The following is a 12,259-nucleotide window of genomic DNA, read 5'->3' on the forward strand; positions in this document are numbered from 1 at the left end:
TACACCACCCTATCCAGCCGGACGCGCGCCGAGGGGCCCCGTCCGGGTCGCGGACGGGGCCCCTCGGCGCGCCGGGATCAGTGGTGGCCGTGGCCGCTCGCGATCTCCTTGTACTCGTCGACGGTCGGCTTGGGGATCTGGCTCTCCTCGCCGTAGTAGGCGTGGGACAGCTTCACGCGCAGCTTCTCCGAGGCCGGGACCTTGCGCTCGACGCCGTTCTCGTCGACGGTCGGGCCGATCTCGGCCGGCGTGTACTGCTTGTGCGAGGTGAGGGTGTGCAGCTGCTCCTGGCTGAGCGGCTCGTGCACCTCGATGTACTCGCCGTGCGGGAGCCGCTTGATGATGCCGGTCTCGCGGCCGTGCAGCACCTTGTCGCGGTCCCGGCGCTGCAGGCCGAGGCAGATCCGCTTGGTGATGAGGAAGGTGATGACCGGGCCGACGAAGTAGGCGATCCGGACGAACCAGGTGACGGCGTTGATCGACAGGTGGAAGTGGGTGGCGACGATGTCGTTGCCGCCGCCGATCAGCATCACGAAGTACACGGTCAGCCAGGCGACGCCGAACGCGGTGCGGGTGGCTGCGTTGCGCGGGCGGTCCAGGATGTGGTGCTCGCGCCGGTCGCCGGCGATCCACGCCTCCACGAACGGGTAGACCGCGATGGCCACGAGGATCAGGCCGAACACGACCAGCGGGATGAACACGCCGAGGACGAGGGTGTGGCCCCAGAAGTTGATCTCCCAGCCCGGCATGGCGCGGATGAGGCCCTCGGCCATGCCCATGTACCAGTCGGGCTGGGCGCCGGTGGAGACCTGGTCGGGGCGGTAGGGGCCGATGGCCCAGATCGGGTTGATCTGGGCGACGGCGGCCAGGGCCGCGAGGGCGCCGAAGACCAGGAAGAAGAAGCCTCCGGCCTTGGCCATGTAGACCGGCAGCAGGGGCATGCCGACGACGTTGGTCTCGGTTTTTCCGGGGCCCGCGAACTGGGTGTGCTTGTGGTAGAAGACGAGGATCAGGTGGGCCACCACGAGGCCCAGCATGATGCCCGGCAGCAGCAGGATGTGGATGGTGTAGAACCGGGCCACGAACTCGTGGCCGGGGAACTCCCCGCCGAAGAGGAAGAACGACAGGTACGTGCCGACGATCGGCACGGACAGGATCGCGCCCTCCATGAAGCGGACACCGGTGCCGGAGAGCAGGTCGTCCGGGAGCGAGTAGCCGGTGAAGCCGGTGAACATGCCGAGGACGAACAGCAGGAAGCCGAACAGCCAGTTCAGCTCGCGCGGCTTGCGGAACGCGCCGGAGAAGAACACGCGCATCATGTGCACGAACATCCCGGCGATGAAGACGACCGCGCCCCAGTGGTGGATCTGCCGCACGAGCAGGCCGCCGCGCACGTCGAAGGAGATGTGCAGGGTCGAGCTGAACGCCTCGGACATCATCTGTCCCTGGAGCGGGACGTAGCCGCCGTGGTATTCCACCTCGTTCATCGACGGGTGGAAGAACAGCGTCAGATAGACACCCGTCAGGATGATGATCAGAAACGAGTAGAGGCAGATCTCGCCCAGCATGAACGACCAGTGGTCGGGGAAGATCTTGCGCATGTTGGCCTTGGCCAGGCTGTAGAGCCCCAGCCGTCCGTCGGCCCAGTCGGCGAGGCGCTCGCCGGCCGGTGCCGTCCCGCGAGGGCGGCCGGCCGCGCCGGGCCGAGGGGTTTCGTTCGGTGCAGTACTCATCCGCGCTCCCAGAAAGCAGGACCGACGGGCTCCTCGAAGTCGCCGAGCGCCTGGAGGTAGCCCTCGCTGTCCACGCCGATGCGCAGTTGCGGAAGGGCGTGGCCGGCGGGGCCGAAGATCACTCGGGCGCCGTCGGTGAGGTCGAAGGTGGACTGGTGGCAGGGGCACAGCACGTGGTGCGTCTGCTGCTCGTACAGCGAGATCGGGCAGCCCACGTGGGTGCAGATCTTCGAGTAGGCGACGATGCCCTGGTGCGACCAGTCGAGTTCGCGCTTGTCCTTGATGTCGTCCGGCTGGAGCCGGATGACCATCAGGGCGGCCTTGGCGATCTCGTTCTGGAAGTCCTCGTCGTGTTCCGCGAGGCCGTCGGGCTTGGCGAAGGTCAGCGAGCCGACGGCCACGTCCTCCGGGCGCAGCGGCTGGCCGGTGTTCATGTTGACCAGGCGCTTGCCCTTGGCCCACAGGGTGTGGCGCAGCTTGGTGCCGGGTGCCGGTCCGAGGCCGCCGAGCAGCATCAGACCGGTCAGCGGCACCAGCGCCATCGCGCCGAGCAGGGTGTTGCGGATCAGCTTGCGGCGGCCGAACCCGGACTCCGCGGCACCCTGGCGGAAGTCCGCGTGGACCTTGGCCCGCACGTCGGGGGACGCCTCGATGGGGTGCCGGTCGTCGGCGATCTCCACGTCCGACATCAGGGTGCGCGCCCAGTGGACCGCGCCCGCGCCGATGCAGAACAGCGCCACGCCCAGCGTGAGCCCCAGCGCGAAGTTCATCGCGCTCAGGTGGCCGAGGGGGAAGACGAAAATCGACTTGTCGTCGGGAATCAGCAGGTAGGCGACGATGAAGCCGATGGTGGCCAGCATCGACACCGTGAACAGGAACGCCACCGCGCGCTCGGACCGCTTGGCGGCCCGCTCGTCGATGTCCTGGATCCGGTGCTCGTGCGGCGGTAGTCCGGGGTCCGCGAACGGATTCTCCTCGTCGGCCACGGAGACGGCACCGTGCACACCGTCGCCGGCGGGCTGCTCGGCACGCGGACGCCCTTCCGGCATGTCCCGGTTTCCCATAGTGCTCCAGACCGCCGTGGTTTGGTGTATTCACACCGTACTACGCAGATTGTCCGGATAGCCGGGCCATTACTCCGGCCGGGGGTGTTTCGAACACAAGGGCCGGAACCGCCCGTCGGCCCCCTCGGCCGGAAGGACCGCGCCCGCCCGGCCGGAAGGGCGCGCGCACCGCCGGACGGCCGGGCCGGCGCTGTTCGGCCGGGCCCCGTTCATCACCCCGCAATCCGGCCAACCGTGAATCGGCGTTAGGAAGCTCACGTTTAGCGGCCCGCTGCGGTAAATCGCCCGTACCGCGGAACCCGACGGCTCATCAACTCGCTGCGGTATGGCGGGATTAGGTCAAACAGCCAACCGAACGTTATCATCTGGTTACCTCGCCGGTATCGATCCGTTATCACCGTGATCATAAGGTGACTTTCGTTCTCACCGCGCAAGGGAATTCCCCTCCGTCGCCGGCGCACACGACGGGGGAAGCGGGGCCGGCCAACGATATTTCTCATTGTTCTCCCGGGGCCCCGAGGTATGTCCGATCGGCATTTCCGCGGGCAGCATCAGCACAAAGACGGGGAAAAATTCGTGTCACAAACTCGCATTGTCGACGTGGTTAATTTCATGCCGGAGCGGGTGGTCAGTAACAGCGAGCTGCCGAGCGAGGGCGGCGACCTCAGCGACCACGCTTTCTTCGCGGGCGTGCACGAGCGGCGCTTCGCCTGGCCCGACTACACATCAGCCCAGCTGGGCGCCAAGGCACTCGAGAAGCTCCTGGAGCGCAACGGCGTACCGGCGGCCGACGTCGATCTCATCATCTGCGCCTCCCAGCTGAACGACGCCTTCTCACCCGGCACGGGCACGGCCATCCAGTACGCGGTCGGCGCCACCAAGGCGGCCGTGCTCCAGGTGGACAACGGCTGCTGCTCCTGGATCTCCTCCATCAACACGGCCCGGGCCTTCATCGACTCGGGCCAGTACCGTACGGTCGCGGTGGTCACGGTCACCAACTTCGTCTCCCGCCTCGAGGAGTTCCAGAAGGCGCCCGAGTCCCGGGTCCTCGGTGACGGCGCGTCCGCCACCCTCGTCACGGCCGGCGACGAACCGACCATCCTCTCCATCCACGAGCAGGCCTTCGGGGAGAACTGGGGAGCGCTCAAGGTCGAGCCGGACACCGTCGACGGCATGGAGATCCCCTACTGGTCGGCCGGCTCCGGCGCGCTCACCGTGAAGTTCGACCAGTCCATGCTGGCGCGTCTGTACACCATCACCATGGAACAGCTTCCCCAGGCGGTCGACATCGCGCTGGAGAAGGCCGGTGTGGAGAACAAGGACATCTCTTTCCTGATCACCCACCAGCCGAACGAGAAATACGTCGCGGAGTGGCGCAAGCGCTGCGGATTCGACGATTCCCGGGCGCATGACACCCTCGGCACCTACGGCAACATGTTCCAGGGCACTCTTCCGGTGACGTTCGCCGATGCCCTCGACAAGAAGATGATCGCGCCCGGCGACCTCATCGCGTTCGCGACCTTCTCGCACGGCGGAGAACTCGTCGGTTCCATGGTCTGGCGCTGGAACTGACTTTCCGGGGCATCCCCGCCTGCCCGTTCCCCTCCCCTTCCCTTCATTTCGTTCATTCTTTTACCACTGCATGAGGAGAAGTATGTCCCAGCGCGTTCCCGACGAGTCGGGTCTGGCCCAGAACTACGTCCTGGACCGGTCGGATCTCGAGGGCCTGGACCTGGTGTGGAACGAGAACACCGGCATGGACGACATGATGAAGCTCATGGAGAGCAAGACGAAGGAGACGTACGACCACGGCGAGATCTTCGGTCAGTACTGCTCCCTCGCCGAGCACATCAACGTCCCCTACGACATCGTCTTCGAGTACGCGGCCAACGCCCGCTCCCTGGAGGAGTGGACGTACAGCATCCGCAACATGAAGCACCTCGGCGGCGGTCTGTACCGCGCGGACGAGATGATCCAGCCGAACACGGACATCTACATCCGCGCCGACGCCCAGAAGGGCCCCGAGCACGGTCTCGTGGTCTACCCGTGCGCCTGGGACCAGGGCCACGAGCTGTGGATGCGCTACTACATGACGATCATCGACTCGTCGAAGGTGCTGAACAAGCCGGGCACCGTGGTGCTGTGGACCAACTGCAAGCACCCGTACTACGACCGTACGACGGAGAACGTCCCGGACTACATCGCCGAGGGCCGGGCGCGCACCGACCGCGTCTGGGTCGGTGACATCTGGCCCGTCTTCCACGCCGGCCACAGCATCGAGATGGGCAACCTCAAGCGGATCCTGGAGCACCGCTTCGGCGCCGACAAGGCCTGAGGCCCGCCGCGGGGCGGCCCCGGCCGCCCCGCCTCGCACCACGACGAAGCACACGCCACACATGGGGGATTAATGCGGCTGGCCGATGCCTTGGTCACGGTTCTGCGCGATCTGGACACCGGATACGTTTTCGGCGTCAGTGGCGCGAACATCGAACACGTCCACGATGCGATCGACAGGCTCGGCCAGGGCCGTCTGACGTCCGTGCTGGCGAAGCGGGAGGACGGGGCGGCGAACATGGCGGACGCCCGCGCCCGGGTGCACCGCACCCTGGGGGTGTGCTGTTCGACCTCCGGCGGCGGGATGATGAACCTGGTCGCCGGACTGGCCGAGTCCCACGCGGAGTCGGTGCCGGTCCTCGCGCTGGTCGGGCAGCCGCCGGCCGCCCTGGACGGCCGGGGCTCCTTCCAGGACTCCTCCGGGATCGGCCGGACCGTGGACGGCCAGGCCCTGCTGGAGGCCATCACCAAGAAGACCGTCCGGGTCACCGGGGCGGAGGGCTTCTGGGACCTGCTGCGCGACGCCGTCTCCACCTGCCTGAGCGGCCGCAAGGGCCCGGTGGCCCTGCTGCTGCCCCGGGACGTCTACGAACTCGAGGTCGGTGACGTCCCGGCCGACTGGCCGGACCACCTCGGCGCCTTCATCGAGCCCGAACCGCTGCCCGAGCAGGAGGTGTCCGCCCTCCTCGGCCGGCTGCGCGAGGCCAGTGCCCCGGTGCTGCTGCTCGGACACGGCAACCGCCGCTCCTGCGACCCCGAGGCGGTGCGCGTCTTCGCCGAGCGCACCCGGATACCCGTGGTGACCACCATGGGCGCGCGCGGCGAGTTCCCCAACGACAGCGACCTGTACCTGGGCGTCGTCGGCGAGGGCGGCCACCCCTCGGCCGCCGAGTACGTGGCCAAGTCGGACTTCGTGGTCCTGGTGGGCACCGGACTGGCCATGATGACCCGGCGGGCGCTCGGCGACTGGGACCCGGCACGGGCCGGCGCGGTCAACATCGACCTCGGTGAGATCGAGCGCTCGGGCCTGGCGGACACCACGGTCCGCGGGGACATCGGCGAGGTGTTCCGGCTGCTGGAACGGCTGCGCGCGGAGCGCCCCTTCACGGCCCCGCCGGTCACCGGCTACGAGCAGACCCGCTTCGTGGCCCGGCCCGCCGTGCCCGTCCCGGGGCGCACCGGCGAGCGGGACGAGGACGCGCTGCTGCAGAGCGAGGCCGTCCGGCTGCTCCAGGAACACCTGCCGCAGGACGGCCACCTGCTCTACGACGCGGGGAACTGCGCCGTCGCCGCCATGCACTACGGGTCGGTCCCGGCCGGCTCCTCCTCCACCATCGCGCTGGGCATGGGCGGCATGGGCTACAGCGTCGGGGCGGCCGTCGGCGCCCAGCTGGGCTCCCCGGAGGGCACCCGGACCGTGGTGTTCTGCGGTGACGGGGCGTTCCTGATGAGCGGCCTGGAGACGCACACCGCCGTGGAACTGGGCCTGCCCATCCTGTACGTCGTCTTCAACAACGGCATGCACGGCATGTGCGCCACACGCCAGCAGCGGTTCTTCGACTCCCGGATCACCACCGTGGACTACACACCCGTCGACGTGTGCACGGTGGCGCGGGGCCTCGGCACCGCGGACCGGCTGTGGGTCGGCAGCGCCGGCACCGCCGCCGAGCTGACCCGGCAGCTGGACGCGTACCGGCGCCACGCGCATCTGCCCGGGGTCCTCGAACTGAGGCTCACCGTGGAGGAGGAGCCGCCCTTCGCCTCCTTCCTGCCCGCCGACGCCCCCACCGTGCCGGTGCCCCGGCAACGACAGGCCGCCGTCTCGTACGAGATGACCGGCAGCGCCCTCTGACGCGTCGCCCTCCGTACGCCTTCGTCCGCCGTTCCCCGTGACGCACCCCGCCGCCGCATCCGGCCGAGCGGGGCCGCGGGGACGCGCGGACCCCATCGGAAAGAACTCACATGACAGTGCAAGAGCTGGACCTCGCAGGAATCACGGACTCCGGGCTGCGCGCCGACTACATCGCGAGCTCCCAGCTGTTCCGCAAGATCGGGCGGGGCCGCTTCCTCGGCCGCTACATGATGCACCCGGCCAAGCGGCCCTACTTCGACACCTTCTTCTCCTTCGTCTGCTACATCGACGACCTGGCCGACGACATCAACCTCAGCGTCGACGTCCGGGCCCGCCGGCTGGACGAGTGGCAGCAGACCTACCTGGCCATCGCCAAGGGCGAGGAAGTGAAGAGCGACCACCCGCTGTCGCTGTCGGAGCAGACGGACGCCGCCCTCGCCCGCGCCCTGGTCCACACCCTGCGCACCTGGGACCTGCCCTACCTGCGCGTGCCCGAGTTCGTCGACGGCCACCGCAAGGCGCTGACGACGTACGAGTACGCGAACGAGGAGGAGCTGGACGACTTCCTGGAGACGGTCACGCTGCTGCCCGCGATCTGGATCAACCAGATCTTCGAGCCGCTGAGCGAGGACGCCGAGGAGCTGTGCCGGCACACCATCACGGCCTTCCAGCTGCTGGACTTCATCTGGGACCTGCGCGAGGACCTGGACCTGGGCCGGCTGTACCTCCCGCTGGACCACCTCGCCCGCTTCGGCCTGACCCGGGCGGACCTGGACCGCCAGATCGGCAGCGGCTACATCAGCGACTCGCTGCGCGAGCTGATCCAGTTCGAGATCGACATCGCCCGGAAGCACCTGGACGCCGGCCGCTCATGGCCGCAGACGCTGCACCCGACGGCGCGGATCTTCATGGAGACCGACATCCAGACGCACGACTCCATGTTCCCGGAGATGATCAAGGACGACTACGCGTTCTTCAAGAACCCCCGGCGCGGCATCGACTTCGTCTCGGGCCGGATGATCCCGCGCACGGCCAAGGCCATCGCCCGCGCCCGCAAGGCCAGCCAGCAGGCCACCCGCGCCGGCTACCGCATCCGGCCGCCGTACCGGGGCACCGGGGCATGACCCGCGGGGCGATCCTGAGCGGCCTGGGCACCTGGCTCCCGCCGCGGGTGGTCACCAACGACATGCTCTCGTCGGAACTGGACACCTCCGACGAGTGGATCCGGACCCGCACCGGCATCGCCCGGCGGCACATCGCGTCGCCGGGCATGAGCACCGGTCACCTCGCCACCGAGGCGGCGCGCCGGGCGCTGAAGTCGGCCGGCACCGACCGCGTGGACGTCGTCATCGTCGCCACGAGCACCCCGGACCGCCCCTGCCCCGCGACCGCCCCGGTGGTCGCCTCCTCGCTCGGGCTGACCGGGACCGGCGCCTTCGACGTGGCCGCGGTGTGCACGGGCTTCGTGTACGCGCTGGCCACCGCGGCGGGACTGATCACCGGTCAGGTCGCGGACAGCGCCCTGGTGATCGGCGCGGACACCTTCTCCACCATCCTCGACCCGCACGACCGCACCACCCGGGTGATCTTCGGCGACGGCGCCGGCGCGGCCGTACTGCGCGCTGGCGACCCTTCCGAGGAAGGCGCCCTGCGCGGCTTCGACCTGGGCAGCGACGGCACGGGCGTGGACCTCATCACGGTGCCCGGCGGGGGCTCCGAACAGCGGCTGAGCGGGGCCGAGGCCGCCCCGGGCGACGGCTGGTTCCACATGGACGGCCCGCAGGTCTTCACCCGTGCCGTCCGGTACATGACCGGGTCGGTGCGCAAGGTCCTGGACGCCGCCGCGCTGGCCCCCGAGGACCTCGCCCACCTGGTCCCGCACCAGGCGAACGTCAGGATCCTCGACACCTGCGCCCGGGAACTCGGGCTGCCCGCCGAGCGCGTCGTGAAGAACATCGACCGGGTCGGCAACACCGTGGCCGCCTCCATCCCGCTCGCGCTCGCCGCGGGTGCGGCCGACGGGCGGCTGCGGGCGGGCGACCCGGTGGTCCTCACCGGCTTCGGCGGCGGTCTGACCTGGGGCTCGGCACTGCTCACCTGGCCCGGCGGCCTCACGGTGATCGACGGCTGACGGCACCCTCCACAGAGAAGAGAATCATGAACACCATCGACCAGAACCTGAAGGCGCTGCTCGACGAGCGGTTCCCCCAGTCCACCGACCGCCTCTTCGAGGGCGCGTCGTTCAAAGACGCCGGCATGGACTCGATGGGGGTCGTCGAGTTCATCGTGGCCCTGGAGCGGCAGTTCGGCACCCCGACGCTGAACGGCAACGAGCTCGGCGCCGACTCCACGCTCCAGGACGCGCGCGACCTGCTGACCTCGGTGGGCGTCGGCTGATGCCCCAGCCGCATCGGCTCACCCTCAACGAACACCCGCTGCCGCCGCTCGACTCCGTCGCCGCCGAGATCGCCAGGCACGCCGCCTCGGTCAACCGGTACCCGGAGTTCTATCCCGAGCGGCTGCGCGGGATCGTCGCCGACTGGCTGGGGATGCCGGGCGAGCAGGTCGTGCTCGGCGCGGGATCCGTGGGCGTCGCGCTCCAGGCGCTCCAGGCGAGTGTGTCCGCCGGCGGGGGGCTGGCATACGGATGGCGCAACTTCGACGCCTATCCCCTGCTCGCCGACATGGTGGGGGCGCGCCGCGTCGAGGTGCCCCTGCTCCCGGGCGGGCACCAGGACCTCGACGCGCTGGCGAAGGCGGTCCAGGACGCGGACGCGGTCATCGTGTGCAACCCGCACAACCCGACCGGCCAACTGGTCCCCGGCGACGAGCTGAAGGAGTTCATCGCCCGGGTCCCCGAGCACGTCCTGGTGGTCCTGGACGAGGCGTACATCGAGTTCGTCGCCCCGTCCGGCCGTACGGACTCGCTGGGCTGGATCCGTCAGTTCCCGAACCTGCTGGTGCTGCGCACCTTCTCCAAGGCGTGGGGGCTGGCCAACATGCGCGTCGGGTACGGCGTGACGTCCCCCGGGTGGGCCGAGAGGATCGGCCGGTACCAGCTGCCGTACGCCCTGAGCACCCTGTCGGCGGTGGCGGTGGAGACGTCCCTGGGGGCCCAGCCGGAGCTCGAGGAGCGGATCGCCGTCATCGTCGGCGAGCGCGAGCGGCTGTCCGGCGGGCTGGTCCGCGGCGGCTGGAAGGTGCTGCCGAGCCACACCAACTTCCTGTGGCTGGACGAGCCGGAGCGTACCGAGGACATCCGCCTGGCCCTGGAGGGCGAGGGCGTCCAGGCCCGCTTCTACGCCGGCGAGGGCGTCCGCGTCACCGTCGGCGACACCGACGCCAACGACAGCGTCCTGCGCGCCCTGGCCTAGCCGCTCACGCGAAAGAGCCGCTGCCCACGGTCTCCCCGTGGGCAGCGGCTCTTGCGTGTGTCAGGGCGTGGTCACCAGCCGCCGCCCGGCGCGACGCGCCGTACGCCCGGCAGGGCCGCCTCCAGCACGGTGGGGAACCAGGCCGAGAAGCTGGTCTCGGCCCGCAGCGCGGCCAGCTCCCCCGAGGTCACGAACCGGTAGTCGTGGATCTCGGCGGGGTCCGGCTCCGGGGTGTCCTTCACCAGGCCGACGAAGAGATGGTTGTACTCCTTCTCGACCAGGCCGGAGATCTCGTCCGGGTGCTCGTAGGTGACCGTGCCGGCCGGCTCCAGCGGGATCCCGTGCAGACCCAGCTCCTCGCCGACGCGGCGGGCCGCCGCCTGCTGCGCGGGCTCGTCCGGGTACGGATGCCCGCAGCAGGTGTTGGACCACACGCCCGGCGAGTGGTACTTCGTCAGCGCCCGCTGCTGGAGCAGCATGCGTCCCTCGGTGTCGAACAGGAACACCGAGAAGGCGCGGTGCAGATGGCCGGGCGCCTGGTGCGCCGAGAGCTTCTCGGCGACACCGATCGTCCGGCCCTCCTCGTCGACGAGTTCGAGCAGGATCGGCTCCGCCGCGGGGCTGCCGGAGGTTTCCGTGGTCATCGGATCAGCCAACCCTCGGGGTCGTGGTGACGGGGAGCCGGGCCGGGCCGCGCAGCCACAGGCCGGGCTTCAGCGCCACCTCGTCGTCGTCCGGCTTGATGGAGGCACAGCGCCTGGCGAGACCGATCAGCGCCTCCTTGGCCATCAGCCGGGAGAGGTTGTCGCCGAGGCAGTAGTGGATACCGCGGCCGAACGACAGGTGCTTGCGGCCGTGCTTGCCGAGCGCCAGGGTGTCGGGGTTCTCGAAGGCCCGCTCGTCCCGGTTGGCCGCGGCCAGCATCAGCAGCACCACGGCGCCGGCCTCCATGGTCCGCCCGTGCAGGGTGATCGGCTCGTTGACCACGCGCCAGGAGGCGTGCGTGGGCGGCTCCAGGCGCAGCACCTCGTCCAGCACGTCGTCGGCGAGGGAGGAGTCGGCGGCGAGCCGCTCCAGCACGTCCGGGTGCTCGGCCAGGATGACCGCGGCGTTGCCGATGAGGTTGGCGAAGGTGTCCAGGCCGGGCACGATGAGCAGCACGCACACCGCGGCGACCTGGTGGATCGTCAGGCCCTCGATGGTCTCGCCGGCCCGGGTCAGCTCGGTGATCAGGTCGGTGCCGTCACCGCCCTCGCGCTCCCGGAGCACCTTGACGAAGTACTCGGTGCACTGCGCCACCGCGCGCTGGCAGGCGATCGCCACGTCCTCCGAGGGCGCGGCGCCCAGCTCGAGGATGTGCGCGATCTCCGTCGACCAGGCGGCGAGGAGCTTCTGGTCCTCGCGGTCGATGCCCATCATGTCGCCGAGCACGCGCACGGGCAGCTGGGAGGCCAGCACCTCCATGACGTCGAACCGCTCGGGGAGGTCCGCCAGCAGCTCGTCCACGACCGCGGTGACGGACTTGATCAGCGCCTCCACCGCGGACGGGGTGAACGGCGCGGCGACGAGGTTGCGCAGCTTGGTGTGGTCCGGCGGGTCCAGCAGCCGGAAGAGGTTGGCGTCCCAGCCGTCGAGGCCGAGGCCGAGGAACGGCGGCGGCTCCTCGTCGGGGCCGGCGCCGGCCACCTGGGCGAAGAACTGGGTGCCCCCGAGGTCCTTGCCGAGCCGGCGGTCACGCAGCAGGGCCTCGACGTCCTCGTAGCGGCTGACCACCCAGGAGTTGAGCGGGCCCGCCAGGAGGGGGTGCTCGTCCCGGAGTTTCGCGTAGACCGGGTAGGGGTTCCGACGGAAAGCGGGGTCGGTCGGATCGAAGAAGAATTCGGGCTCGGCAGGTTCTGCCAT

11 protein-coding genes are annotated in these 12,259 nt (G+C 69.7%); 7 read left to right on the plus strand and 4 right to left on the minus strand.

The annotated features are described in order from the left end of the window. Positions 1 to 77: 77 nt before the first annotated feature. Complete coding sequence (qcrB, locus tag IE251_RS09735) at positions 78 to 1,733, minus strand: cytochrome bc1 complex cytochrome b subunit (protein WP_189752499.1); 1,656 nt, start codon at positions 1,731 to 1,733, stop codon at positions 78 to 80. Next, on the minus strand, positions 1,730 to 2,797 hold the full coding sequence (qcrA, locus tag IE251_RS09740; protein WP_189752500.1) for a cytochrome bc1 complex Rieske iron-sulfur subunit: 1,068 nt from the start codon (positions 2,795 to 2,797) through the stop codon (positions 1,730 to 1,732). The genes qcrB and qcrA overlap by 4 nt, the downstream gene beginning before the upstream one ends. Before the next feature lie 612 nt (positions 2,798 to 3,409). Between qcrA and IE251_RS09745 the strand changes: the two genes are divergently transcribed. From IE251_RS09745 to IE251_RS09775, 7 genes are all read left to right on the plus strand, one after another. Continuing rightward, complete coding sequence (locus IE251_RS09745) at positions 3,410 to 4,369, plus strand: 3-oxoacyl-ACP synthase III family protein (protein ID WP_229896673.1); 960 nt, start codon at positions 3,410 to 3,412, stop codon at positions 4,367 to 4,369. Between the two features lie 82 nt (positions 4,370 to 4,451). Beyond that, positions 4,452 to 5,132, plus strand: coding sequence for a hypothetical protein (locus tag IE251_RS09750; protein WP_229896674.1), 681 nt, complete (start codon positions 4,452 to 4,454; stop codon positions 5,130 to 5,132). 72 nt (positions 5,133 to 5,204) lie between these two features. Then, positions 5,205 to 6,983: a thiamine pyrophosphate-binding protein gene (locus IE251_RS09755; RefSeq protein ID WP_189752502.1), complete on the plus strand. Its 1,779-nt coding sequence runs from the start codon at positions 5,205 to 5,207 to the stop codon at positions 6,981 to 6,983. Between the two features lie 110 nt (positions 6,984 to 7,093). Next, the gene (locus tag IE251_RS09760; RefSeq protein WP_189752503.1) at positions 7,094 to 8,107 is read left to right on the plus strand and encodes a phytoene/squalene synthase family protein; all 1,014 of its coding nucleotides are present in this window, start codon (positions 7,094 to 7,096) and stop codon (positions 8,105 to 8,107) included. Then, the gene (locus tag IE251_RS09765) at positions 8,104 to 9,114 is read left to right on the plus strand and encodes a beta-ketoacyl-ACP synthase III (protein ID WP_189752504.1); all 1,011 of its coding nucleotides are present in this window, start codon (positions 8,104 to 8,106) and stop codon (positions 9,112 to 9,114) included. Before IE251_RS09760 ends, IE251_RS09765 begins: the two co-directional genes overlap by 4 nt. A 26-nt stretch (positions 9,115 to 9,140) precedes the next feature. Continuing rightward, a complete protein-coding gene (locus IE251_RS09770) occupies positions 9,141 to 9,380 on the plus strand; it encodes an acyl carrier protein (RefSeq protein WP_030783257.1) in 240 nt (79 codons plus the stop codon). Further along, complete coding sequence (locus IE251_RS09775; protein WP_189752505.1) at positions 9,380 to 10,357, plus strand: aminotransferase class I/II-fold pyridoxal phosphate-dependent enzyme; 978 nt, start codon at positions 9,380 to 9,382, stop codon at positions 10,355 to 10,357. The genes IE251_RS09770 and IE251_RS09775 overlap by 1 nt, the downstream gene beginning before the upstream one ends. 71 nt (positions 10,358 to 10,428) lie before the next feature. On the opposite strand, the gene idi is transcribed toward IE251_RS09775, so the two are convergent. After that, complete coding sequence (idi, locus tag IE251_RS09780; RefSeq protein WP_189752506.1) at positions 10,429 to 11,001, minus strand: isopentenyl-diphosphate Delta-isomerase; 573 nt, start codon at positions 10,999 to 11,001, stop codon at positions 10,429 to 10,431. A gap of 4 nt (positions 11,002 to 11,005) precedes the next feature. After that, positions 11,006 to 12,259 carry a cytochrome P450 gene (locus tag IE251_RS09785; RefSeq protein ID WP_189752507.1) on the minus strand — a complete coding sequence of 418 codons (1,254 nt, stop codon included), beginning with the start codon at positions 12,257 to 12,259 and terminating at the stop codon, positions 11,006 to 11,008.

Source organism: Streptomyces eurythermus (genome assembly GCF_014649115.1).
GTDB lineage: Bacteria > Actinomycetota > Actinomycetes > Streptomycetales > Streptomycetaceae > Streptomyces > Streptomyces eurythermus.